Origin of the sequence: Shewanella sp. 38A_GOM-205m (genome assembly GCF_000518445.1) — a bacterium.
Taxonomy (GTDB): Bacteria; Pseudomonadota; Gammaproteobacteria; order Enterobacterales; family Shewanellaceae; genus Shewanella; species Shewanella algae.
Genome location: NZ_JADP01000035.1, coordinates 19,322 through 44,260, shown reverse-complemented (window position 1 = coordinate 44,260; position 24,939 = coordinate 19,322). Strand labels below are relative to the sequence as shown.

At 52.7% G+C, this 24,939-nt stretch carries 18 protein-coding genes and 1 pseudogene; 9 read left to right on the top strand and 10 right to left on the bottom strand.

The window, feature by feature from the left end:
* Positions 1-198: pseudogene (locus N512_RS24175) on the top strand (IS630 family transposase); the annotation flags it as partial.
* Between the two features lie 194 nt (positions 199-392).
* Here N512_RS24175 and N512_RS0117185 read toward each other — a convergent pair.
* Positions 393-1,760 carry an L-cystine transporter gene (locus N512_RS0117185; protein ID WP_028781110.1) on the bottom strand — a complete coding sequence of 456 codons (1,368 nt, stop codon included), beginning with the start codon at positions 1,758-1,760 and terminating at the stop codon, positions 393-395.
* Between the two features lie 303 nt (positions 1,761-2,063).
* Here N512_RS0117185 and N512_RS0117180 point away from each other — a divergent pair, with 303 nt between their 5' ends.
* A complete protein-coding gene (locus N512_RS0117180) occupies positions 2,064-4,091 on the top strand; it encodes a S9 family peptidase (RefSeq protein ID WP_028781109.1) in 2,028 nt (675 codons plus the stop codon).
* Between the two features lie 77 nt (positions 4,092-4,168).
* On the opposite strand, the gene N512_RS0117175 is transcribed toward N512_RS0117180, so the two are convergent.
* Complete coding sequence (locus N512_RS0117175; RefSeq protein WP_028781108.1) at positions 4,169-4,753, bottom strand: LysE family translocator; 585 nt, start codon at positions 4,751-4,753, stop codon at positions 4,169-4,171.
* Positions 4,754-4,861: 108 nt separating this feature from the next.
* Here N512_RS0117175 and N512_RS0117170 point away from each other — a divergent pair, with 108 nt between their 5' ends.
* Both N512_RS0117170 and N512_RS0117165 read left to right on the top strand, forming a co-directional pair.
* Positions 4,862-5,305 carry an Lrp/AsnC family transcriptional regulator gene (locus N512_RS0117170; RefSeq protein WP_028781107.1) on the top strand — a complete coding sequence of 148 codons (444 nt, stop codon included), beginning with the start codon at positions 4,862-4,864 and terminating at the stop codon, positions 5,303-5,305.
* 118 nt (positions 5,306-5,423) lie between these two features.
* Positions 5,424-7,166, top strand: a complete 1,743-nt coding sequence (locus tag N512_RS0117165; RefSeq protein WP_028781106.1) for a sensor domain-containing diguanylate cyclase — start codon at positions 5,424-5,426, stop codon at positions 7,164-7,166.
* Positions 7,167-7,198: 32 nt separating this feature from the next.
* Here N512_RS0117165 and N512_RS0117160 read toward each other — a convergent pair whose 3' ends face one another.
* Positions 7,199-8,401: a NupC/NupG family nucleoside CNT transporter gene (locus N512_RS0117160; protein ID WP_028781105.1), complete on the bottom strand. Its 1,203-nt coding sequence runs from the start codon at positions 8,399-8,401 to the stop codon at positions 7,199-7,201.
* Positions 8,402-9,032: 631 nt separating this feature from the next.
* On the opposite strand from N512_RS0117160, the gene N512_RS0117155 reads away from it, so the two are divergent.
* Positions 9,033-10,235, top strand: a complete 1,203-nt coding sequence (locus tag N512_RS0117155; RefSeq protein WP_045284007.1) for a porin — start codon at positions 9,033-9,035, stop codon at positions 10,233-10,235.
* 46 nt (positions 10,236-10,281) lie between these two features.
* On the opposite strand, the gene mtgA is transcribed toward N512_RS0117155, so the two are convergent.
* From mtgA to N512_RS0117125, 6 genes are all read right to left on the bottom strand, one after another.
* Complete coding sequence (gene mtgA / locus N512_RS23265) at positions 10,282-10,998, bottom strand: monofunctional biosynthetic peptidoglycan transglycosylase (RefSeq protein WP_037475400.1); 717 nt, start codon at positions 10,996-10,998, stop codon at positions 10,282-10,284.
* Between the two features lie 206 nt (positions 10,999-11,204).
* Positions 11,205-11,873, bottom strand: a complete 669-nt coding sequence (locus N512_RS23260) for an alpha/beta hydrolase (protein WP_051472849.1) — start codon at positions 11,871-11,873, stop codon at positions 11,205-11,207.
* Positions 11,849-12,274: a thioredoxin TrxC gene (gene trxC, locus N512_RS0117140; RefSeq protein ID WP_028781103.1), complete on the bottom strand. Its 426-nt coding sequence runs from the start codon at positions 12,272-12,274 to the stop codon at positions 11,849-11,851. The genes N512_RS23260 and trxC overlap by 25 nt, the downstream gene beginning before the upstream one ends.
* A gap of 80 nt (positions 12,275-12,354) precedes the next feature.
* Positions 12,355-13,095: a sporulation protein gene (locus N512_RS0117135; protein ID WP_028781102.1), complete on the bottom strand. Its 741-nt coding sequence runs from the start codon at positions 13,093-13,095 to the stop codon at positions 12,355-12,357.
* A gap of 193 nt (positions 13,096-13,288) precedes the next feature.
* Positions 13,289-14,479 (bottom strand): class I SAM-dependent rRNA methyltransferase, encoded by a 1,191-nt coding sequence (locus tag N512_RS0117130; RefSeq protein ID WP_028781101.1) that lies wholly within the window; start codon positions 14,477-14,479, stop codon positions 13,289-13,291.
* A 163-nt stretch (positions 14,480-14,642) separates the two neighbouring features.
* Complete coding sequence (locus tag N512_RS0117125; protein WP_051472848.1) at positions 14,643-15,695, bottom strand: endonuclease/exonuclease/phosphatase family protein; 1,053 nt, start codon at positions 15,693-15,695, stop codon at positions 14,643-14,645.
* Positions 15,696-16,238: 543 nt separating this feature from the next.
* On the opposite strand from N512_RS0117125, the gene N512_RS0117120 reads away from it, so the two are divergent.
* Both N512_RS0117120 and mgtE read left to right on the top strand, forming a co-directional pair.
* Positions 16,239-16,901 (top strand): hypothetical protein, encoded by a 663-nt coding sequence (locus N512_RS0117120; protein WP_028781099.1) that lies wholly within the window; start codon positions 16,239-16,241, stop codon positions 16,899-16,901.
* Positions 16,902-16,923: 22 nt separating this feature from the next.
* Positions 16,924-18,279: a magnesium transporter gene (gene mgtE / locus N512_RS0117115; RefSeq protein ID WP_028781098.1), complete on the top strand. Its 1,356-nt coding sequence runs from the start codon at positions 16,924-16,926 to the stop codon at positions 18,277-18,279.
* A gap of 57 nt (positions 18,280-18,336) precedes the next feature.
* On the opposite strand, the gene N512_RS24450 is transcribed toward mgtE, so the two are convergent.
* Entirely contained in the window at positions 18,337-19,242 is a 906-nt protein-coding gene (locus N512_RS24450; RefSeq protein WP_156029260.1) for a DUF6892 domain-containing protein, read from the bottom strand.
* A gap of 864 nt (positions 19,243-20,106) precedes the next feature.
* On the opposite strand from N512_RS24450, the gene N512_RS0117105 reads away from it, so the two are divergent.
* Together N512_RS0117105 and N512_RS0117100 are read left to right on the top strand one after the other, a co-directional pair.
* On the top strand, positions 20,107-20,571 hold the full coding sequence (locus N512_RS0117105) for a hypothetical protein (RefSeq protein WP_028781096.1): 465 nt from the start codon (positions 20,107-20,109) through the stop codon (positions 20,569-20,571).
* Between the two features lie 143 nt (positions 20,572-20,714).
* A complete protein-coding gene (locus tag N512_RS0117100; RefSeq protein ID WP_028781095.1) occupies positions 20,715-24,938 on the top strand; it encodes an ankyrin repeat domain-containing protein in 4,224 nt (1,407 codons plus the stop codon).
* The last annotated feature ends 1 nt before the right edge of the window (position 24,939 follow it).

Here is a 24,939-nt window from a genome sequence, read left to right as displayed (position 1 = left end):
CTGTCACTGCTTATCCAGCTTTGTCCGGAAGACTTTGGTTACCAGCGTAGCCGCTGGAGCAGCGAACTGCTTGCCAAGGTGATTAATGCACAGCTTAAGCTATGCGTCGCTGCATCAACCATTCGTCGCCTGTTACCCGAAGCAGGCATAGTCTGGCGCCGCTCAGCCCCGACGTTGCGCATTAAAGACCCATACAAATGGTTTATCTGCGGCTTAGTTAAGAAAGCTTGTTCTTTGGGAGGCTTTGTTAACAAGGGAACATCCTTAAGAGGATGTTCACCAACATACTCACCAGCTCGTATAAGAACGGTATAAACACCCTGTAGCCTTCTCAACTCCAAGTTGGCAGTATGGGGAGTTATCCTTTTTCTCAAGCCGTTAGCCGGGGCAACTTACTGCTGTTCGGCCGTCTGGTTTTCCGTGGTTTGCTTCAATAGCCGACTGGTCATGGTACCTGCGGTCATGGAACCGGATACGTTCAAGGCGGTACGCGCCATATCAATCAGCGGCTCAATGGAGATCAGCAGCGCCACAATGGCCACTGGCAGCCCCATGGCAGGCAGGACGATCAGCGCCGCAAATGTTGCACCGCCACCGACACCGGCTATCCCGAAGGAGCTGATGGTCACTATGGCAATCAAGGACAGCATGAAATGCAAGTCCAGTGGATCTATGCCCATACTGGGCGCCACCATCACAGCCAACATGGCAGGATAGATACCGGCGCAGCCGTTCTGGCCGATAGTGGCACCGAACGAGGCCGCCAGATTGGCAATGGCCGGCGGCACATTCAGCTGGGTCACCTGAGCCTCGACATTCAATGGAATAGTCGCCGCCGAACTGCGCGACGAGAAGGCAAAGGTCAGCACGGGCCAAATTTTACGGAAGTAGTCCAGCGGGCTAACGCCTACCATGGCCACCAGCATGCCGTGAACAACAAACATCAGTAGGATGGCGACGTAAGACGCCAGAATAAAGCCCAACAGGTTGAGCATGTCGGCAGCGCTGGAAGAGGCGACCACCTTGGCCATTAGCGCGGCAATACCATAGGGAGTCAGCGCCATAATCATCTTCACCAGGCGCATAACAATCGCCTGCGCACCTTCAACAAAGGTTCGTATAGGCGATTCCAGTTGCTCTTTCTCATGCATCACTTTGCGGGCCGCTATCCCGAGGAGGATACCGAAAATCACCACGGCAATGATGGAAGTGGAACGGGTACCGGCCAGATCGGCAAAAGGATTTACCGGAATAAAGCTCAGCAGCATTTGCGGTACAGTCAGATCGGCAATCGAAGCCGCCTTGGTATCCAATACTGCCATTTGCGCCGTTTCCCGGCTACCGGCTATCAGCCCCTCGGCAGAAATCCCTGAGATGGAAGTGACCAGAATACCTATCAAAGCCGCTACGGCCGTGGTCGCCATCAGAATAAATATGGTCAGGGAGGAGATCTTGCCGAGCGAGCCGCCCTTATCCAACTTGACCACTGCCGCGACCATGGACACCAACACCAAGGGCATGATCACCATCTTCAGCAAGGCCACATAGCCACCACCGACTATGGCTATCCAACTGAGCGTCTCTGCAGTGACCGGGCTGTCCACGCCAAAGTAAGACTGCATCAGGAAACCATAGGCACTGCCGAGGATTAAACCGATCAGCACCAGACGGGATAATTTGTGCTCTTTTTGCTGTTGGTGAAACAGAATAAACAGAACGCCGAGAAATACCGCAATGGATGCGATAACTGCAATAGACATATGGAACCTTATACGGGAAACGGTATATGAAGAGAGAATCTACCGCATAATAAGCGCTAGTTTAAGCACGACAAAATATTAAGTTATTATTCTTTATAGCCTCTGATTATAAATAACCTGGCTTAACCCCACACAAAACGGCCAAATTTCGCACGATACCGTACGAGCGCTAACAGAAAGTTACACAAAATAATCCCATCAAACCGTGCCCGGATAAGCTTGTTTTCATCATCCGGGGATATACTCCCGAGGCAGCCTTCGCTGCCAAATATAATAACTATCTGTATCTAAAGGAGACTTTCCGTGAAGAAGGTTGGAATTCTGTTGCTCTGCCTCTTGATGCCACTGGCATCGGCGTGGGCAGAGCCGGGCAAGCCCTTGTCGGTTGAGCTATTGTGGCAACTCAAGCGTATCGGCAGCCCGGTAGTATCGCCCGGCGGCGAGCATATCATCGCCCCCGTGACCGAGTATGATGTCAAGGCCGACAAAGGGTCGACCCAACTTTGGTACTTTGATGCCGATGGCAAACATCAACGCCCACTGACTGCCGCCGGACTCAAGGTGAGCAACCCGGTATTTTCTCCCGATGGCAACACTCTGGCCTTTGTCAGCCAGCGCAATGAAGACGATGCCGGGCAGATCTATCTGCTGCCGATGAATGGCCCGGGTGAAGCCCAGCGGCTGACCGAAGTGCCTACCGGCGTGTATGGCATCAAATGGGTTGGCAAACATCTTTATTTCATCAGCAACATCTTCCCCGGGCAGGACTGGAAGCAGATGCAAGATCAGCTGAAAGCCGACAAGGACAACAAGACCTCGGCCAAGCAGTGGAATGCCCTGCCCTATGCCCAGTTCGATCACTGGCTGGATGAACGTCGTCAGGCGCATGTGTTCCGAATTTCCGCCAAGGGAGGCGAGATAGAAGCCATTACTCAAACGCTGGGCCATGAGCTGCCTCGTTCGAGTCAAAGTGCCGGCAGCTATGATGTTTCTGCCGATGAGAAACTGATCGCCTTCAACGCCTACGGTTCCGACAACCGGGTCGATCCCAAGCTGGACATCTTCCTCGGCAAGATAGGCGCAGACAAGGCAGAAAACCTGACACCGGACAACGAAGCGCCCGATAGCCGCCCAAGCTTCAGCCCCGACGGCAAGACGCTGGCCTTCACTCGCCAGAAGATCCCGGGTTTCTATGCCGACACCTCCAGGCTGATGCTGCTGGATATCCACAGCCGTAAGCTCAAGACCCTGACCGCCAATTGGGACAGATCTGTGTCTCAGTTCAGTTGGACGCCGGATGGCAAAGGCTTCTACGCCGCCATTGATGATGCCGCCACCAGCCGTATCTATCATATCGATGCCAAGAGCGGCAAAGTGAAGGCGATCACCAAGGACACCAACTATGGTCAGCCGCAGATAGGCAAGAAAGGCACCCTGATTGCCCTCAACGACAGCTTCCTTTATCCGGCGCGACTGCTGGCGATCAATCCCAAGAACGGCAAGGGCCAAAGGCTGGAGCAGTTCAATGACGAACTGCTCAAGGATGTGGATCTGGGCAGCTATGAGTCTGTGACCTACAAGGGTTACAACAACCAGGATATCCAGATGTGGGTGCACTACCCACCGGGTTTCGATCGCAGCAAGAAGTACCCGCTGTTTATGCTGGTACACGGCGGCCCACACAACGCCATCAGCGATGGTTTCCACTATCGCTGGAACGCCCAGACCTTCGCTTCCTGGGGTTATGTCACCGCCTGGCCTAATTTCCACGGTTCCAGCGGCTTCGGCCAGGACTTTGCCGATGCCATCAACCCGGACTGGAAAAACAAGTCTCTGGATGATGTCCTCAAGGCAGCCGACTGGTTTGAACAAAAGAGCTGGATCGACAGCGATCGCATGGTGGCCGGTGGTGCCAGCTACGGCGGCTATCTGACCTCCATCATCCTCGGGCAGAAACATCCGTTCAAGGCGCTGTTGATCCATGCCGCCGTGTACGACATGTACTCCCAGATGGCTTCCGACTTCGCCGTGCACAGCACCCGCTTCGGCCACTACTGGGAAAACCCGGAAATCTACCAGTCGATTTCACCCCATTACTTTGCCGCAGGTTTCAATACCCCGACGCTGGTGAGCCATGGTCAGCTGGACTACCGGGTGCCCGTGGGACAAGGTTTTGAGCTGTTCCGCACCCTGCAAAGCCGTGGAGTGGAATCGCGGATGATCTATTTCCCCGATGAGAACCACTGGATCATGAAGCCCAACAACTCCATCTATTGGTATAACCAGGTCAAAGACTGGATGACCCATTATGCCGAGCCGGGCCCACGTTAAGCGCCGATAATCGGCATCCAAGCAAGAAGGCGACTCAGGGTCGCCTTCTTTCATATTAATGCCATGGAAAGCGAACATCAGAGCATGGGTACTATGGATGCCAGCAAAAGACCGCCCATCAACAGGTTAAAACCACGGGCGTAGTTGGGCGCCGTCAGCCAGCGACTCAACTGTTTGCCGATAAGGGTCCAGATACTGACAGACGGGACATTGACCAAGGCAAATATTACAGAGATCAGCAGCAACTGCTGCCAACTGGCACTCGGGTTGTAAAGACTCACCGCCGCCAGCGCCATGGACCACCCCTTGGGATTGAGCCACTGAAACAATGCCGCTTGAATGAAGGTCATGCTGCGATAACCTTCATTGGTATTTCCCGGGCGACTCAAGGCGATTTTCAGCGCCAGATACACCATGTAAGCAATACAGAGCAAACTCAGTAACTGGTGCAACCAAGGATAGGCCTGAAACAAGCCGGTCACGCCGATCCCCACCAACAACAGCATCAGGCTGAACCCCAGCACTATCCCCAGCATATGCGGTAAGGTGCGAACAAAACCCACATTGGCACCTGAAGTCATCAACATGATGTTGTTGGGCCCTGGGGTCACGGTTGAAACAAAGGCAAACATCACCAAAGGCCATAGCAAATTAGGCTCCATTCTTGCTTTACTCCTGAAATAAACAGTCAGCAAATACTAGATGGATTGGGACGCAATTTTGTGCTTATATTTGCCCTTAAAGTGAAAAGTAAGCAATAAAACATCACCATGGATAGATTTGACGAAAGAATATTGCAATGGCTACAGAGTGATGGCCGGATCTCCAATGTCGAGTTGGCCGAGCGGGTGGGATTATCTCCCTCTGCCACCCTGAGGCGGGTACAGGAACTGGAGCGAAAAAAACTGATCAAGGGCTACCGGGCCGTATTGGACAAGAGCCAACTGAACATAGGTTTTATTGCTTACGTCGCCATAGGCCTCAACAGTCACAGTAAACAATCCCAGTTGGGCTTTGAAGAGCATATCCGCTACGCCAGGGAAGTGGTAGAGTGCCACAATATCACAGGCGCCAACGAATACCTGTTGCGGGTCGAGACCAAAGATCTCAGCAGTTATAAACGTTTTCATGCCGAAGTCCTCGGAGAATATCCTCAAGTCAAATCCATCACCACCATGGTGGTAATGGATTCACCGAAAGATCAACGTCAATGATTATCTGCGATAAACCGCATGTCGCATGGTATTGCTGGCGACACTTTTTATCCTTGGGTACCATTGAGCAATAAAGAGGCGCCTGGACATGCCGGCGCCAGGGAAGATGGATACCTGAATGGAATTGAGATACGCGTTGCTGTGCCTGTTTTTGCTGCTAACCAGCCTAAAACTATTTGCATTAGAGCAGGTTAAGCTTCCCATTGTTGACATAGAACAAAGCAGCGTCACGCTTGATGAATTCAAAATCGGCTATTTTGTTGATGACAGCCAGAGCCTCGGTTTTGAGCAGGCAAGGCAGAAGCCTTTCGGCGTAACCAATAATGTCACCACCTTGGGCACCAATGCCAGGGTCACTTGGTTCAAGCTGATACTGCACAATAGGCTCTCGCAGGAAAAGCCGCTGTTTTTGCACCTGCCCCATGCTTACCATGTGCAGCAAATCGACATCTATGAGGAAAGCGGCCAACAACTGCAACGACACGAGCAGTTGGATCTCGAACAGGCCGCCGACAACCCACTCATGTATCGGGGTACAGTCGTCTACTCATTGAAGCTGGCCCCAGATCAGATAACAACCCTGTATATTCGTAGCCACGCCTACTCCCATCAATGGTTTGCCATGACACTGATGGATGAGGAAAACTCGCGGCGGGCCCTTGTGAGCACTCACTATGATATTGCACTTATGGTGGGCATGTTGCTGGCACTGGTGTTCTACAACTGCCTGCTGTATTTCGCCACCAGTAAGAAAGAGAACATCTACTATTCGCTGTATCTGATCTCGGGTCTGGTGTGGATAGCCCTGTCCTATGGCTTAGTTGCCAGCGTGTTCAACGCCTACGGCTCGAGCGTCTTCATGCTCAATCTGTCGCTGATCACCATGCCGATTTTCCTGCTGCTGTTTATGACGGCCATCTTCGAGACCAGGCAGTTCTACCCCACAGAGCACAAGGCGTTGCAGCTGATGTTGCTGTTACTGCTGGCGACCCTGTTCTGGGGCTTATTTGATATCTCTGCGGCACTCAAACCCGCCAGCAGCCTGGCTGCACTCATGATGCTGGTGACCTTCTCTGTGAGTATCTCCCTCTATCGCAAGGGCAACCCCCTGGTGAAGTACTTTCTGGTGGGCCACAGCTTCTTCGTGATCTTCAACGGCATAGCCGTGCTCTTCTACAAGGGCTTGATCTCTCCGAGCTATCTCAGCAGCCACGGAGTCGGCATAGGCATTATGCTGGAAGCCCTGACCCTGGCATTTATCATCTCCTACAGGATTAAAATCCTGGAGGATATCCGCGCCTCGCAGGAAGAACTCAAACGCCAGGCGGCCACAGATCCTCTGACCAAACTCTATAACCGGCGCTATTTCTATTCTGAGGCCGACTATCAACTTAAGCTGGCCGGTCGCAATGGCGAGGCTATCTCTGTGCTTATTCTGGATATAGACAGTTTCAAGCAGATCAACGATAACTTTGGTCATCACTTGGGCGACAGGGTGATAGTCGCCCTGGCCAAATTATTGAAGCAACACTGCCAAGGAGCCGAGATGGCGGCCCGCTTCGGCGGTGAAGAGTTCGTGATCTTGCTTCCGGGAGCCTCCCTAAGCCAAGCCCTGCAGCGAGCCGAGCAGCTGCGCCTCAATGTCGAAGCGATGCAGCTAACCGCCGACACGGGAGACAGGATAAGTTGCACCATAAGCTTGGGCGTGGCCGAGGTTGAAATTGCAACAGAATCGATAGAAGCGGCCGTAAAACGAGCCGACCGCGCACTATACCAAGCCAAAAACAGTGGCCGCAATCGCGTATGTGCCGACACGCCAGGGGCGCTAGAGAGCTTACCGGCCGCCGCAGACTCGGTTTGAAGAAACAGGGGGGAGCCTCGGCTCCCCACTGCTTAGAGCATGATGCCTGCAATAACCGCCGACAATAAGCTGACCAGAGTCGCCCCGTAAACCAGTTTGAGACCATAGCGGGATACTACAGCACCTTTTTCAGGGCTGAGCGCCTTCACCGCGCCGGCAATCATTCCAATTGAACTGAAGTTGGCAAAAGACACCAGGAACACCGACAACACTCCAGTGGTATGAGCCGACAAGGCCCCCTCTTTGACCATTTTGCTCATATCTATCATGGCGACAAACTCATTGGTTACCAACTTGGTGGCCATGATACTGCCCGCTTGCATCGCTTCGCTGGCAGGAATACCTATCAACCAGGCCAAGGGATAGAACACATAACCCAATACCTGTTGGAAACTGATACCGAACACCACCTCAAACAGATAGTTGACCAAGGCAATCAGGGCGATAAAGCCAATCAACATGGCCGCGACTATGACGGCAACGGTAAAACCGGCAATGATATATTCCCCCAGCATCTCGAAGAAACTGACCTTGCCACTACTCTTTTTATCGGCAGTCATCAGTTGGTCTGTGGTCGAATTATCCACTTCATAGGGGTTAATAATATTGAGCACCACAAAGGTACTGAACATATTCAGTATTAAGGCGGTCACCACAAAACGCGGCTCTATAAGCTGCATATAGGAACCGACAATCGACATGGATACTGTGGACATGGCTGTGGCAGATAGGGTGTACATCTGCTTGTCTGTCATGTGGGGAACCAGGTTCTTGATGGCAATGAAGTTCTCTGACTGGCCCACAATCATGGAGCTCACGGCATTGAATGACTCCAACTTTCCCATGCCGTTAATCTTACTGAGACAGATGCCTATCCCCTTGATGATCAAGGGCAGGACTCTCAAGTACTGCAATATACCTATCAAGGCAGAAATGAAAATAATCGGCATCAATACCATGAAGAAAAAGGTAAATCCCCCCTCATTGGTCACACTGCCAAATACAAAATCCGTCCCTTGCTTGGCAAACTCCAGTAACTTGGAGAAGGCGGCAGCAAAGCCTCCCACTATTGTCACCCCAACAGAAGAGTTCAACAGGAACCAAGCCAGCAACAATTCCACCAGCAGCAGTTGTATCACATAACGGATTTTTATCTGGCGCCAGTTATTAAGGTTAGCCAAGAGTGCCAAGCCAAGAATGGCCAACATACCTACAAAAAAATTTACATATTCCATAGCATCCACCTAACGCTGTTTTATTTTTAGCCACTCGAAATTTAATTCAGTAGAAACTGAATATGAGAGTGTTGTGATTTTAATAATCTTGAATAAGTTAAAAACAATGTGATCGGCAATAGTACAACAGTGAATTCAAGCAAATTCATGAATATTAATTAATAATAGATTATTAAATCTATTCATAGTGTTATCGATCAAGCTTGATAAGAGTAAGTTCAAAAAACAAACAATCTTCTTATTAGCAATAAAAAAACAAAATATATAGCAACAATTCAAAACACAAAACCAATCACAAAAGCCAACAACTGCAACCTGAAAACAAGCCATACCACCAAAAAACAACAAAAAACCGAAAAGCGAAAACGGATTAAACACAAAAATTAATCATGCTTTATATTCCACTTTTCACTTAAGTGTAAAAACCTACTCAAAGGAAAATACAAAATACCGATAATTAAAAGGTTAGAGAAAAACAACCATCATCAACGTAGATTAAAACCCATCAATAATTTAGCCACAGAACTCGGCAACAAGTGTTAATTCCACAAGAGCCAGAACAAACCACTTTCAAAAAGAAAAAGCCTCAATAAAATCCGGATAAAAATAGTGAGAGTGAAACAAAAACAAGATGAAAGGTTCAAGTCCGGCAATTAAACCCATAGCCTTATTGGTCATATCAATATTGGCAAGTTTTACGGCCAGTGCCGTCGAAATCTATGGCGATGAGAATAACCAGGTGATTGTAGGCGGTAGGTTGCAACTGCATGTGATCAACACCCAGGGAAAAACCGAGATGGCCAATGCCGGCTCCAGAGTACGCTTCGGCTTCGACCATAAGCTCAATAACGGCTGGGTCATAGACACCCTATTCGAATGGGGCGTCAACGCCGTTGGCAAAACCGATTTGGTATACAGCAGCGACAGTGCCTTACATGCCGAAAGTGACGATTTTCTCAGTAATAGATTGGGTTATGTCGGCTTCAGCCATGAAAACTATGGCCGCCTCTCCTTCGGTAAGCAATGGGGGGTATGGTACGACGTTGTCGGTGCCACCAACCAAGGCATGGTGTGGGATGGCAACGCTGCCGGAGTATTCAGCTATAACAAAGGCGATGGCGCAATCAATGGTGTCGGCCGCGGTGACAAAATCATGCAATACCGCAACAGCTGGGGAGCATTCGAGTTGGCTGTTCAGGCACAAATTAAAGATGAATTAACCAAACTCAAGGCCAGTGGTGACCCAATAAATCCTTTCCCTCCGGGTTCCATGTTGAATGACTCATTCCATGACACTCAAGTGCGAATGTACAACACCTACGGAGTTGCCCTTGGCTACCAGCTGGGCGGAGGTTGGAAACTCACCTTGGGTGGCAACACGGGTGATATAGATATCATACGTACCGGCCAACGGCAGCAACAAGAGACAGATTACATCTATGGCATGGGAGTCAGCTATGGTTGCTTTGGCTGTGACGGCCTGTTTGCAGCAGCCAACTACAATCACAACGCCTGGCACGATACCGATAACTTGGGGCGCATGTTGCCAAAATCCCAAGGTGTGGAAACTTGGATATCCTATCAATTTATCAATGGCCTGCGTCCATTCATCTCCTACAACATGCTCGATGCCGGTGCCGAATATGCCAGCGCCTATGGCGGCGATGAATTCAAGCGGCAGTTCGTATTTGCCGGATTGCATTATCAACTGGACCGCAGTGTGACCCTATTCCTGGAGGCTCGGAAAGACTGCAGTGAGATCCATTCCAGCCTCGCCGGCATGGCCGACTCAGAAGATGACGGCGCAGCCATAGGAGTGCAATACAACTTTTAGACCTGTTCTCCCTTTGCAGGTTTGCCCGTTTGACCAGCGGGCTTTTTTATTGCAATTGCTTCAGGGTTCCGCTTCCCAGTTGCCGCATCTGTTGCTGGATCCAGTCGGCGCGGCGGTTCATGTAAGCGCTGGGGGGATTGATTTGATATTGCCAGGGATTGGGCAACAAGGCGGCCAGCAAGGCTGCCTCGCGGGACGACAACTGGGCGGCGCTCTTATGAAAGTAGTGCTGCGCCGCCGCTTCGACGCCGTAGATCCCCGGGCCGAATTCGACAATATTCAGATACAACTCAAGGATCCTGGGCTTATCCAACACCAGCTCCAGAAGCAGGGTGAACCAAGCTTCGGCCCCCTTGCGAATAAAGCTGCGCGAAGACCACATAAACAGGTTCTTGGCGGTTTGCTGGCTCAAGGTGCTGGCGCCTCTGAGACGCTCCCCCTGGAGCTTTTCCTCTATGGCATTCTGAATCGCCTTGAGATCAAAACCGGAATGAAGGGCAAAACGCTGATCTTCACTGGCGATCACCGCCAGTTGCATATTGGCAGATATCTTAGTCAGCGGCTGCCATTGATGTTGCACCTGATGTTGTACCTGTTTGACCGGCGCAGGCGGAAACCAATAGCGTTCAATACGCCAACTCCACAGCGGTGGGTTAACAAACTTAAGGGTAATCACCATCAGCAGGGACAGTATCACCAGCCCCAACAGCAGTTTTATCAACCAGGCTGTCAGTCGCCTCAACCATCCTTTTTTCGCGGCCAAATTCGCTCCTGATAAATAAGCTCCCCCAAACTGAGTGAGCCTGGAAACCCTCTGTGAATAATAATTGAGTATTTTGCAAGGTGCGAACCCGGTCCGGAATGACAATCTGTAAGCTTATCCGGAACACCCGGGAGACTCAGTGGCACTTTTCTTTAGCCAGTGCCTATTAACCAGAGCCCTTAACCAGTGCCGATTACCAATGCCCGTTAGTCAGCGCCGAAGCGGCCGCGCTCAAGAAAACCCTGTACCGCCGCCAGCGTATCCTGATGCCAATGTATGGCCTTATGGCACAGGGGCAACACCATCCAATCATTAGCATCATCACAACGGGTGGACGCCAGGGGTACCCGGCCATCGGACTCGCCGTCAATCAAGGTACCCAAGGGATCCTGAGTCCCACTGCCGGCGATGATCCCAAGATGAGCCTGACTATCCTCGCGCCAACTTGCCCAGCGCTGCCCCGGCAGCAGAGATTGCAGCGGCTGAAATAGCCGGGAATATCCCGGAAGCTTATCGGCCAGGCTCGCCAGCGGTGAACCATCATGGGGCGTGGCAATAAACACACTGTGGCCCAAATTGTCGGGCGGCTGCTCTGCCAGCAGTTGCCGGACGATTAAGCCTCCCATACTGTGAGCCACAAAGTGCACCCTGGGATACTGCTGCCAATTCTGCTTATCCAGCGCCTGGCGCAATGTCGCTACCGCTTGTTGCAGTGAGCCGAAACGGGTGGGCAATCTGGGGCACAGGATACTGTATTGCCGGGCCAAGCCTTGGGCCAGAAACTCCATGTCGCGCTCATCTTTGTTGAAGCCATGAACCAGCACCACCAGAGCTTTGCTGTTATCCAGCCTCAAATTGGCTGGCTCTTGAGCCATTGCTGGAATGCCTGTTTGGGCATGGCACCGGCCTGTTGGGCTATCACGCGGCCATTTTTGAACAGCATTATGGTCGGAATGGAGCGGATCCCATACTGAGCCGCCAGCGCTTGCTGAGCCTCGGTATCCAGCTTGCCGAAACGAAACTCCGGCTCCAGCTCGGCGGCACTCTGCTCGAATATGGGGGCAAACTGTTTGCAGGGGCCACACCAGCTGGCCCAGAAATCCACCACCAACGGCAGCTCTGACTTGTGGGCATGGTTGGCAAAGTTGGCGCCGGTCAGCTCAAAGGGTTTGCCCTGAAATAAAGGCTGCTTACAGTGACCGCACTTAGGGCCTTGAGACAGCCGTTCTTCCGGCACCCGGTTCATTCCAGCGCACTGGGGACAAGCAATCAACATAGAACTCTCCTCTCAAGCGGCGTTATCGCCGCACATTGTGAGATATGGGGATGACTCACGCCAGGCTCAAGCCAGTCGACTCAAACCAGATGAGGCTGCAACGCGGCCAACACCTGGGGATAATCGGCCTGATTATCCAAGGTCAGACTCAGATAGCCATCGCCGCGAAAGGCCCGGTCCAGCTCCAGCAAGATATGGGTTTGCTTTCCGGCCGGTACCAGGGTGAGCTCCACTTCACGCAAAAGGCGGATCCCAAGCCCTGCGGGTACAAACTCCAACTCTTGATAGCAGCCTGAACCACTGCGAAACCCAGAGGTGTTGATATAGCCTTGCTCGACATCGGCTTTTTTAAGGACAAAGCCCAGCTCCTCCATGGCCTGCAGCAGGTGCAGCAACAGCTGGGTAGGCTGGATCTGCAGCAGATCCTGATCGCCCGGATCTATGGCGTAATCTATCGCCAGCCCGGTTTGCAGCCAGACCCGGCATTGATTGTTACGCACAGGCAACTCGGTAAATGGGGTCTCAGGATGCAACTGACCGATGAAAGGCAGTTCTCTCTCCTCTCCGGCCTGAAGTTCAAAGCCCTCGCTGATGCGCCAGCTGGCCAGGCAATGATTGATAAAGTGGCTGCTGTCGCCATCACTGACCTTAACCCGGGTCATTAGGGCCAGCTCCAGGCCGGCAATACTTTGGCTTACCTCGCCGCCTTTGAGCACGATTCTGGCTTCAAAGGTTTGCCCGGGTTGCAGGCTGGCATTGAGCAAGCGGGTATCTACACTGGCACCACCAACGCCAATTGCGGCAAGCAGTTTCTTAAACATCCTCTGTTCCTGTTTACTTAATAGACCTTGCCGCATTTAAGCCCCTTTTCCCCATAGAGTAAAGGGCGCCAGGGGTTAACCCAAGACGGCAACAGCACAGATAGCGGTGGTTGGAAAAGATTAGGTACAAAAAAGGGAGCCACGCCCCCTTTGTTCTTTGTTGATCATGCCTGGTTAACCAAAGTGGCCTGAGTTACCAGACCCTGGCCACCAAACCTTTGAGATAAAAGCCTTCCGGGAAAGCGCCACCTATGGGGTGATCCGAAGCCTGTGACAGGCGCTCGATAAACTGCAACTCGCGCTTTGCATCCAACGCCGCATCGGCCACTATCTTCTGGAACAGATCCGCCTGCATCAGCCCTGAGCAGGAGAAGGTCAACAGGGTGCCACCCGGCTGCAACAGTTGCATGGCAATCATATTGATATCTTTATAACCGCGGCAGGCACCGTTGAGTTGCGCCTTGTTATCGGCAAACTTGGGCGGATCCAGCACTATGACATCAAACTTACGCCCTTCATCGCGATATTGTCTGAGCAGCTTGAAGACGTCGGCCTCATGGTAATGCACATGGCTATCGTCCAGTTGATTGAGTGCCATGTTCTGCTTCGCCGTGTCCAGCGCCAGCTTGGAAACATCGACATTCTCAATACTGGCGGCGCCGCCCTTGGCGGCATAGAGGCCAAAAGTGCCTGTATAACAGAAGCAGTTGAGCACAGACTTACCCTTGACGAAACGGGCAGCCGTGGCACGGTTGTCACGCTGATCCAGATAGAACCCCGTCTTGTGGCCCTTGGTCACATCCACGGCGATCTTGATACCGTTTTCCTCTATCACCACAGGCATTGCCGGCAATTCACCATGCAGCAGGCCGGTAACCAGCTCCAGGCCCTCTTTTTTACGTGACTCGACATCGGAGCGCTCGTAGATGGCGCAGTCCGGGTATAGCTCAGAGAGCACAGAGACCAATGTATCGCGCCAATAGTCGGCGCCGGCCGACAGCAACTGACACACAAGCACATTGGCATACTTGTCTATGGTGATCCCGGGCAAACCGTCCGACTCGGCGGCAATAAGGCGGTAACCTGTGAGCCCCTGCTCGGCAATCAGGGCATCACGCCCCTTTTGGGCCCGCACTATGCGGCGTTTGAAGAACTCCCTGTCTATCTCCTCATCACGATTGAAGCTCCAAACCCGTACCTGGATCTGCGACTCCGGCGACCAGGAGCCCCGCCCCAGCCAGCGGCCATCATGGGCAACAACTTCAACCGTTTCTCCCATTTGTGGTTTGCCTTTGATATTGTGAATGCCGCTGGAAAAGACCCAGGGGTGATGCCGCAGCAGGGATTTTTCCCGGCCGGGTCTAAGTTTGATTTTGAGTACCATGATGCGCCTGTCTGGAGTGTCGGCAACCGGGTCCTGATGACCCGAGTGACTTTTCAAGGGGCGAATAATAGCCTAAAAGTCGGCTCACCACAGGAGTTTTCGACAACTTTTTCGCGCGTTTTTGGGACTTTCGGCCGTTTGATTAGCCCACCTGAGTGCAACGTCAGGGATGGCGTAAACGGACTTCTGCCAGTATTGGTGTATGGTCGCTCGCCTGTGCATCCTGCTCAAACTGCGGCCGCAGCAGATGTTTGTCATAGACCCGATAATCCACCACTTCTGCCAGGCTATGCTGGCTACGGGCATCAAACTCCTGACTCAACAACAGATAGTCGACCACACTGCCTTGAGAGCCGTGAAAATGGGTCACGGGGCGAGTAGCTGTCACTTGCCCGCAGGCTGGCTCAGAGACTTCTCGCCAGAGCTGCCAGGCGTCAAGCAGCTGAAAATGTGCCAGTTGCAGTTTCAGCCTTTCATCAGGCAGGCCGTGGAGGCCTGCAGCGCGAATATCCCCGTTATAGAGCTGCCCGGCGCCCACCAATAGGCCCTTGAGTTCACTGGAATCTATGCCGGCGTTGAAATCCCCCATCAGCACCACAGCGTTGTCGCTTTGCCGGCGCCGCTTGAGTATCGCCTGATACAACAACATAGCCTCACTGCCACGCTGCAAAGCGGCTGACCACCGTCCCAGCGCACTCTCGGCAAGCAGCCCGGCGGCACCTTGCAACTCGACCGCGCCCTTGGGCAACTTGTTGCGAGGTGATTTGAAATGCACCACATAGGTATCACAGTGGCCGATCCCAGGCAGCATCAAGGTGGCTCTCAGTATCTGACGACTGCTTTGAAACTCATCCTTGAGTCCCAGTGAAAATGCCAGTTCGGCATCCAGCGCTACCGCCGCCAAGGAAACAATCGGAAAACGGCTTGCCAGAGCCACCACACTCTTGCGGGCAACAAATCCTTCTATGACCGGCGAATCCACCAGCGCAAAGTGGGCAAGACCGGCAGACTGACACAATTCGCGTAGCGGCTCGGGGCTGAATACCTCCTGCCAGCCCACCAGATCTGGCTGCGCCTGCTGCAGCCAGCGGGCTATCCAGTCGCACTTTTGTTGCCACTGTCCTTGGGTATAGATGTTGTTGAACTCGTGAAACGCCAGCGGCGGCATGGCAAAGTTGAACAGATTCAGGCTGGCGATGCGGATATTGGAAGACATGAAAAGCGTTGCGACTCCGGTAACTCTGCTGAGTGATAGTGTTGATATTAAGCCGCTGCTGGGATTTGTCCAATAGCGCCCAAAAAACAACCTTACGGCTACCCCTTCCACCCCAATAGTCCAACAAATAAACAACATACAGCCGCTATTTGTGACTCAAAAACCCTGTTTGACAGGCTTTTTCAATCTCCCGCTTGACTTGTTTGGTTTCGACCATACAATCGCCGCTGAATTAACCATACGGAGACCCACTGTGGACACACACATAGGTGACAGTAGATGCCCTGTCAGTCAGACAGGATTATTTGCCCGGCACTAGTCTGCAGCTTCGCAAACTACTGCCAGGCCTGGCAGTAGCGTAGTAAAGAATCCCTTTTCCGTTACTCCCCATTAAAAACCTTTTGAGCTTTGCATGCGCGAGCATGCCGCAGCGATCCCCTGTGGCTGTCAGCTTAATGCGCTTGCACCGACACAGGTTTGCTTCGGGTAGCATTGCTGCCCCATCTACGACCTTGAGTGTTCCCCCACACAGGAGGAACAAGCATGAAACTCAGATATACCAATGCGCTGCTGCTGGGCGGCCTGCTCTGGCATGGACAACTGCATGCCGGCATTCAGTTGCTGGAAGATCCCGATATTGCCGCTGCCACAGAGCTCGCTGTCGACTGGCAACGACAAGCGGGCAACAACGGCTTTGCCCTGGGGCTCAACCAAGCCGTCTTTGGCGGCGAATTGGCGCTGGAACTGCAAACAGACAACCGGGATGCCCCCTGGGACAGGCATGAGAGCCGCGGCTGGCAACTCGGTTACAAACAACCGCTGGCCACAAACGGCTTATCTCAGGTTCAGGCTCTGGCTCTGGCACTGGAGCTGGGGCGTCATCACAGAGGTGGCTGGCAGGGTCACGCCCTGGTCAGTAGCGATCTGCCGATTGCCACCCAAGGCTTCTTTGTGCGCAACAACTTAGGGCTGAGCCTGGAGTCGGGTGAAGGCCCGGCGATGATTTTTGGCCTGGGAGCCGGCTTCAAAGTTCAGCAGCAAACCCTGCTGTTTGAAAACCAGTATCTGGGCCAAGGCGACTATGGCTACCAGCTACTCTGGCAAAACCAACCCAACGCCCGTTGGCAGTGGCAATTGGGTTATGGCAATCAGTATGGCGGTGGCGCCCGTCAATTTGGCGCCAGCATACAATTTTTCTTTTCTTGATAGCTCATTGGGAGAATGACCTATGAACAGCAACAACATCATACTCAACCTGCACCTTATTCTGGCCAACAAAGACGCCAAGGCGATGCAGATGCTGGCATCCGAGCTGCACCCGGCGGACATAGCCGCCGTGCTGCCAGCCTTCGACAGCCAGCAAACGGCCTCAATACTGACCCTGTGCCAGCCCAAAACCGCGGCGGCGCTGCTACGGTATCTGTCTCATCAGCAGCAAAAGCTGCTGGCGGAAGCACTGGATCATCAGACCCTTGGGAAAATTATCATGGAGATGGCGGCAGACGAGCGCGCCGACCTCTACAACGAGTTGGAGATTGAGCAGCAGGCCCTGCTGCTGCCGACGCTGGCCAAGGCGGAGCGCGAGGACATGCGTACCCTGGCGTCCTATGATGACTCCAAGGTCGGCTCCATTATGACCTCTGACTATGCCCTGCTGCGGGTCAATCAAACCGCAGAAGAGGCCATAGACAGCCTGAGGAAAGTGGCAGCGGATCTGGAAACCATCTACCAGACCTATGTGGTGGATGAGCGCGGACGCCTGATAGGCAATGTGTCGCTGCGTCAGCTCATCATCACGCCGCCCAAGGCGTTGGTGAAAGACTTTATGAAAGAGCAGACCATAGCCATAGAAGCGGAAGCCTTCAAAGAAGAAGCGGCGCAGATGATAGCCCACTATGATCTGCTGGCGCTGCCCGTGGTCAACGGCAACGACCAACTGGTCGGCATAGTCACTTATGATGACGCCATGGATGTGGCCAGTGCCCAGGCCGATGCCGAATTCAGCAAACACGGCGCCGTGGGGCAGTTGGCATGCTCTTTCAAGGAAGCCAGTATTGGCATGCTCTATCGTAAGCGAGTCTTTTGGCTGGTGTTGCTGGTGTTCGGCAATGTGTTTTCCGGCACAGGGATCGCCTACTTTGAAGATACCATCACAGCCTATGTTGCTCTGGTGTTCTTCTTGCCACTGCTCATCGGCAGCAGTGGCAACGCCGGTTCGCAGTCTGCCACCTTGATGGTCAGGGCGCTGGCCACCGGGGAGGTCGTCCTCAAAGACTGGCTGTCGCTACTGGCCAAAGAGCTGTTTGTAGCCGGCTTGCTGGGTGCCACCATGGCCATTGCGGTATTTACCCTGGGTTATTGGCGCGGCGGTGATATCGCCCTGGTGGTCGCCCTGACTATGCAACTTGTGGTGATTATCGGCAGCCTGATAGGCATGTCCCTGCCCTTCTTGCTGAGCAAGTTCAAGTTGGATCCGGCCTCGGCCAGCGCGCCGCTGGTGACTTCGATAGCCGATATCATAGGTGTCATCGTCTACTTCAATGTCGCCACCGCTATTTTGGATTTTCCGCCTGTCAGTGGTTAATTGACCTTGGCACAACCTATGCTGAAACCAACCCAGGTTGTGCCATCCCCAAACGGCTTAACTCCACTCTTCGAGAACCTTAACGCCATGTTTTTCGGCTGCAGCAATAAAACCTGCGCTCAGGTTGTTAAGGTCAGTGGTGGTGATCAATTTAAGATTGGGAAGCAGGCTTAAGTCTTCAGCCGCGATATCCTTCACTGCCAATATGCTGTCGCCGCATCCGGGATCCCAATAAGGATTGATATTGTAATAGACCTCAGCCCCACCGGATAAACCATCGTCCTGATAGAGCTCGGTTACCTTTGCCAGTTCCGTATCGGCAATATCCAGCGCCTGATAAAAATCTATCACCTGTGGTATCTCCCCGGCATCATTGCGCTCAATTTCGCCACCACAATACTCTGCGGCAAACTCCGCCAATGAAAACTTGGGCGAAAGCGAGTCTTGTCTATACATAAGTTCTTCAATAACCAGCAACTTCAACCCGAAATCTTTAAAACTATTCACCGCAGTTGACGCGGGGGCAAACTTTTTCGGGCCTTTGGCAAAGCGATTGGCCTCGAGCAGTAGCTCAGACAGCTGTCTGGCCTTGTCATTGATGGCAGCATATTGCCCGGCAACGCGGCAAGCAAAATCATAAAACTTCCGGGACACAGCCAACTTGCGAGCTGCCTCCTGGCGATTGAGGCTAATAAACTCCGGATAATGATGCTCAATATACTCGGCCTGTTGCTTATAATATTTTTTATCCGACTTGTTTTTTAACACCTTGGCAAGCCTATGATTCGATTCAATTAACTCTGCCTGGCTGCGCATTTCCACATCAAGAGGCTCAATGAGCAAACTTTCAATAAGGTAGCCGAGTTCAGATGCATCCCAGGTTTCTTTGAAGGAGATAACTTTCTCAAAGACTTTCAAAGAGTGCTTATACAAAAAGCCTTTGTATTCACCGGCCGCCAGCATATCTCCGGCAATATCGGCTATTGCAGGACAATGCTGATAGATGTCACGATTGAGCATACAGGCATATATCACCCTCGCATAAAGGCTCTCGGCTTGCGGATGACAGGAGATACACCCCAGCACCAGGGAACAATCAAGGTTAGGGTACAACTCCAGCATTTTTACTACAGTCGGAGCTATCGAGGCGCGGGTCTGTGGGTCAGCATAACCATGATAGAAATAAAGCTGGCACAGGGTTAGGGCCAGCTCTACCGAGCTGAAGTTAGATTTGGGATCAGCGATAAGCTCACACTCCCCTCGGTCCAGGAGAGTATTGGTAACGGCGATAATCTCGGGGGATTTGGCAGAGATGATGCTTGAAGCAATGGATATTTTTGATGAACACAGGGCAACGGCAACCTTGGCACACAATTCGGCTTCAGCTTGATTGCTCCAATCAGTCGTTTTCAATAGAAAAACAAACTTATCCAGGCAAGGCATCACATTGTTCCCCGACCAGATTTTTCTGGCTCTATCCAGAGCAGACTTGTTACGGAACTTGGCCTCGGCCACTAACTTGAAACCTTCCTCTATTGCTTCCATGCGCACCACACTACCTCCCATACTCGTGTGAAAAAGACGAAATAACTGCACAGATGCCTGCATCGGCAGGCTCTGTCACTGCGAGATGTTACCGGAAAACTCTGCTACAGAGGAAATCGAGTAAACAATGGGCAACCTCAAAGATTTACCTTTGCAAACTTTGCAGTAAAGCAAGAGAGTGGGATAATCCCCGGCGGCCATTTCGCTGACAAGCCCAACCCAGGCAGACTCGGCGAAATAACGCTCAGGACAGGCCTCAAGGCCGCCATGACAGGGAAATATATGCAAGGTATTGCACAGTGGCAAAGCGCCCAACCCACCGACAAAGTACAACGCTATCTCAATCGACTCGACGACTATGACGCTCCTTATATGCTGATTATCCAGCTGAATACTGAGGTGGCCGCGTCAATCGAGATACTCAATACACTCATTACTGAATTTGAGCTCGACGCCGAATGTGTCGAAAAGCTCAGCGATTCAATGCTTTTCTTAGCGCTTGAGTATTTATCCGGCGACGATGAAGCCGGGCAGATACAGTCATTTGCCCGGGAGTTTCAGACCCGGCTCACAGCCCTTGGCATACTCAGCCACGGCGCCATAGTGCACCACAACTGTCTGGGCCAAGCAGAGCAGAGCTTTCGCGACTGTTTGTCACTGGTCAAACGAATCATTGACGATGCAGCAAACCAAAGCGAGCTGGCCATCATGGATTTCGGTGATAACAGCCCCAGGTTCATAAAGTAAAAACGACTCCAAATGGCGCTAGTGATAGGGGCAATCTCTCACACTTGCTGTCCCTTTTGTCCGGTTTATCAATGGACTTAGACCCTTTAGTGTAATCACGCCCGCAAGGCGGTGATGCAGTTACAACATCAAGAGACTAATCAATGGAACATTTCACGGAAGACAGCCGCAGCTTAGGCGGTGCGCTCAAGGACCACATTCTCAACCTGGATCTGGTGGCTATCAGCCAAATTGTCAGCACAGACAATGTCGATCACAGCCTGGTTCAGGACGGACTTCGCCAATGCAGGCCACTGGACTTTGTGCTGGAACAGGCCGATCCCAAGTTTGACAGAGTCGTCCAGCACCTATTAAAACTGGGCGCCGGTATTCGTCACTTGTTGGATAAAGAGCGTAAACCCAATCATCTGCTGCAACGAGCGCTGCGCTCGGCAGAGATGGTGCTGATGCTCAGCGAGCAAGAGGTTAATCTCAATATCCTGTGGCAGGGTGAATTTAACCTCTTGTCATTGGCCACCTGCCGCGGTGACTATCGTATGGTCAAGGCGGTGTTGGAACAGCAACTGCCGCTTTTGGATGATGAATGTTTCTTCTGGCACTGCTTCAGTCGTAACCCGGTGCTGGAGCAACAAACTGTGCAGTTACTGCTGTCTCACGGCATTGAATATCAAGGCAGTGAAGAGCGCGAATATTGTGATTCACTGCTGTTTCAGCTGTTCAACTCTCCCATGCCAGAACTGAAAATACTCTCCATTTTCAATATGTTAACTGAACAGCAATACGACTGTGACTTAGAGCGACGTTACTCTGGTAACACCTTGCTGGCGATGACGATAAAGAATGGTCAACGCCTATTGCTGACTCGCCTGGTAGAACTGGGAGCGGATATCAGCCACCATCAGCCGGAAGTGGCGCGCATGCTGCTGAACAAGGAGAAGCTGCAGTCCCGTCTGGTACTGGATGACAGCCTGGATCTGTTTTCTGCCGATGCCGCCGAGGTTGAGCGTTATCTGACAACCCAAGCAGATTTCACTGGCAAGTCGGTTATCGGCCCGATCCTGTGTCACACCAACCTGTCATCCAGCCAACGCTGCCGATTTGCCGAGTTGGCCATTGCCAAGGGCGCCGATGTCAACCAGGCATTCGCTTTCACCACGGCCGGTGGCACCGAACTCTTCTGCACGCCTCTTTATGCCTTGTGTTCCATGGAGCAGGACAGACTGGATGAAGTCGCCCTGTTGCTGCGCCACGGCGCCGTGGATCCCGTTGAGAATCGCAGTGCCCTGTTTCTGACTATCAGCCAGGCCAGGCTCGAACTGCTCAAGGTATTGTTGCAAGGTGGCATCAACCCCAACTTTGCTCTGCGCGGCGAGCCGGTGAATGAAAACTGCCGTATGGATGATGAAATGTGGGTAAGCCATTTCTATCCAAGCCATCTCAGGGTTAAGCCCAACCCGGCACAAAAGCGTGCCATGTTCAGCATGCTGCAGGAGGCAGGGCTCAGCAGCCTGCTGCAGACAGATTCCGCATGGACCGCTCTGGATATCGCCTTGCTTCGCAGAGATCATGAGTTTGTGCAGCAGATGCTGGGCGAAGGTTTCCAGCCGCCCTTGAGCCCAAATACCCTTAACTGGGCGTTCGAATACTGCAGTGACCTGGCCACGCTGGAAACCTTAATTGCCTTGAGTGATACCCAGGTTGAAGTCACAGAGGAGATGGTCTCAGGTTATTTCCACTGTTTCGCCAACAAACCGGAGGAAACCTCTCAGGATCGCGAAGCCATTTTTGAACTCTTGCTGCGTCTGGGATTGGATCTGCAACGGCAATATGACGGAGGTTCACTGCTGGAGCTGGCGATACGCACCCGCAACGAGCCTGTAATACGGCGCCTGTTGCAGCTGAGACAGCAATTCCAGATCCCGGCCGATGCGGTCGCCTGGGCGATACACTCACTGCAAAGTCCACAACTTGTGGGCGATATCGTTGCCCTGTTCCCGGATTTTGAACTGGCCGATGTGCATCAGAGCTTCTCCGGCAACCACAAAGCCCCGGCAACGGCAATTACCCTGGCACTGCATAAGAAACGCTGGTCTTTGGCGCAATATCTGTTGCAACGTTTCCCGACTATGCGCGCCTGGACCGAGGTACGTTGGCTGACCGAAGATGTACTGTGGGAGCTTGAAGAGGACGGCCTGGAACTATTCCGGCTTCTGATAGAGCGCGAACAGGATCTGGATCGCCTCTGTTTGGATGGCAATGATGCCTGTCGTTGGAGCCTGTTGTATTTCCTCTGTTTTCGCTACGCCAAGCTCAAACAACACAAACAACTCTATCTCAGTGCGGTGGAAATTCTGCTGGAGGCGGGAGCCGCTGTGGATCAGCCCTACTCCCTGGATGTGGAGCGCACGCCAACCAAACCGGATATCACCCATATTTTCTCCTGCATTCTCTACGATGCGGAAAACGACTTTGAATACTGCCGCCCCATGTTTGATCTGCTGATCGACTATGGTGTCGACCCGACAGTGCCCGTGGGACAGTTCCACGAATCCGGGGTGATGAGCACGGTTCAGAGATATCATTCTATTATCAACGAAGAAACCAGTCTCAAGTTTGTCCGCTATCTGTGGCAAAGAACCGGATTCAACATCCATGAAGTCAACAATCTGGGCAATAACCTGATCTTTGCCGCCGCCATGCCGGGACGCCCGGAACTGCTGCGCTGGTTTGCCGAGCACGGTGCTGACATTCATCATGTCGGCGGCTTCGATCATTCCAATGCCATGCACAAATGTTTGTCCAACTATTCGGACATCAATCCAATCGATCGCGCCAAGACTGTGGCTGCCCTGTTGGATCTCGGAATGGACATAGAGGTACTGGATCCGGATCCCGACTCCAGGGCAACGCCGCTGATGACGGCCTGCACCTTTGGTATTCAATCCTGTATCGACCTTTTGTTGAGCCGCGGGGCCAATATCAATGCTGTCTCGCCTTTGGGCGACACCCCACTGCTGGCGGCCATCACCAGCCAGTACTGTTACGATGCCCACTCTTCTGTCGAAGCCAGCAAGAAGGGGCTGGTCACTCAACTGGTGCAACAGGGAGCCAAGATCAATCAACTGACGCCCGGGCGTAGCCATCCCTTGCTCGAGGCCGCCTTCGCCGATCGCCCCGGGATCTTCGAGTGTTTGCTGGAACTGGGGGCCGATCCCTGGATGCTGGATCCGAATCTCAAGTCTGAATCCTCGGGCAGCATAGGCTTTGTCAAACCGCAAACCCCGGATGCCGATGGCATGAATCCATTGGGCTTTCTGTTGATGCATGGTGAAAAGGCCAGACAATATCTGCAAATAATTGCCCGTTACTATGGTGATGACGTCATAGTCTCGGCGATTGCAGACCTTGAAGCCATGCGGCCACCGGTTTGCCCGGCGCAGGCAGCGGCCAAACTGGCGGAGCTTCAGCAGCCAAAACCACAGCCATCTCAAACACCTCAGGCGCCGGGCGCCGAAATTGAGCCAAGTGTTACCTTTAAAGATAACGAAACCCGGCTCAAATTCCGTCGCATCATCCGCCAATCGGTTACCTTGCAGGGTATCAGCGTTAGTCTGGATCTGGCATTTGAGGAAACCCGCGCCCTGGGCGCGGCCATAGAGGCCCAGTGCCCTGGTGCCAATATGAATAACCCCGTCAACTGGCAACGCTTTATCTGTGCCGTGTTCAATCAAAGAGCACCTGAGCTGGCGCAAGCGCTGCAGGCCAAGGATGATGAAGGTCTATGTGTCTTCGAGGTAGAGCCCGCCAAGGTATCAAGCCTGACTCAGATGCAGGCCTTGGGGCAGTTGTTCCGTGAACTGTTTGCCACCCCGAGAGCTGTGCTGGGCGCCCTCGAGGAAGTACAGCATGAGATTGAATGGCAAGCCGCCAGCGCCGCAACTTCAGCCGAGGACAAGACCACAGAAGATTCTGCACAAGCCCCTGATGAGGCCGTACCATTGGATCTTCGCGATCTGTACCAGATCATGGCCAACTTCGGTTTTGTCAACGTGATCTTCAAGCTGGACTCGACCACTATGAAACAGCTGGCCGCCAGCGTGCAAAGCCTGCTGCCACTGGAGATGAACGCCGAAGACTGGAGCAGGATCATCCAGGCCATCTGCCAAAGCCAATTTGGCGAACAGACAGATCTCATCTCCTTTGAGGCCATAGGCAACTACTTCCGGGTGGTGCTTGAGGATGAACCCGGGGTCAAACATGAGCTGGTGAAAAACTTCCGTCAACTGCTGCGGCAACTGTTCCACACAGAGCAGAGCTTCATGCAACAGGTAATGGCCGTACGCCAGCATCTACCGACCGAGGCCTGAC

Excerpts from the sequence above, each read along its gene's own strand:
- N512_RS0117185 (WP_028781110.1), bottom strand. The coding sequence starts at position 1,760 with ATGTCTATTGCAGTTATCGCATCCATTGCGGTATTTCTCGGCGTTCTG.
- N512_RS0117175 (WP_028781108.1), bottom strand. The coding sequence starts at position 4,753 with ATGGAGCCTAATTTGCTATGGCCTTTGGTGATGTTTGCCTTTGTTTCA.
- N512_RS0117170 (WP_028781107.1), top strand. The coding sequence starts at position 4,862 with ATGGATAGATTTGACGAAAGAATATTGCAATGGCTACAGAGTGATGGC.
- N512_RS0117165 (WP_028781106.1), top strand. The coding sequence starts at position 5,424 with ATGGAATTGAGATACGCGTTGCTGTGCCTGTTTTTGCTGCTAACCAGC.
- N512_RS0117160 (WP_028781105.1), bottom strand. The coding sequence starts at position 8,401 with ATGGAATATGTAAATTTTTTTGTAGGTATGTTGGCCATTCTTGGCTTG.
- N512_RS0117155 (WP_045284007.1), top strand. The coding sequence starts at position 9,033 with ATGAAAGGTTCAAGTCCGGCAATTAAACCCATAGCCTTATTGGTCATA.
- N512_RS23260 (WP_051472849.1), bottom strand. The coding sequence starts at position 11,873 with ATGGCTCAAGAGCCAGCCAATTTGAGGCTGGATAACAGCAAAGCTCTG.
- trxC (WP_028781103.1), bottom strand. The coding sequence starts at position 12,274 with ATGTTGATTGCTTGTCCCCAGTGCGCTGGAATGAACCGGGTGCCGGAA.
- N512_RS0117135 (WP_028781102.1), bottom strand. The coding sequence starts at position 13,095 with ATGTTTAAGAAACTGCTTGCCGCAATTGGCGTTGGTGGTGCCAGTGTA.
- N512_RS0117130 (WP_028781101.1), bottom strand. The coding sequence starts at position 14,479 with ATGGTACTCAAAATCAAACTTAGACCCGGCCGGGAAAAATCCCTGCTG.
- N512_RS0117125 (WP_051472848.1), bottom strand. The coding sequence starts at position 15,695 with ATGTCTTCCAATATCCGCATCGCCAGCCTGAATCTGTTCAACTTTGCC.
- N512_RS0117120 (WP_028781099.1), top strand. The coding sequence starts at position 16,239 with ATGAAACTCAGATATACCAATGCGCTGCTGCTGGGCGGCCTGCTCTGG.
- mgtE (WP_028781098.1), top strand. The coding sequence starts at position 16,924 with ATGAACAGCAACAACATCATACTCAACCTGCACCTTATTCTGGCCAAC.
- N512_RS24450 (WP_156029260.1), bottom strand. The coding sequence starts at position 19,242 with ATGCTGGCGGCCGGTGAATACAAAGGCTTTTTGTATAAGCACTCTTTG.
- N512_RS0117105 (WP_028781096.1), top strand. The coding sequence starts at position 20,107 with ATGCAAGGTATTGCACAGTGGCAAAGCGCCCAACCCACCGACAAAGTA.
- N512_RS0117100 (WP_028781095.1), top strand. The coding sequence starts at position 20,715 with ATGGAACATTTCACGGAAGACAGCCGCAGCTTAGGCGGTGCGCTCAAG.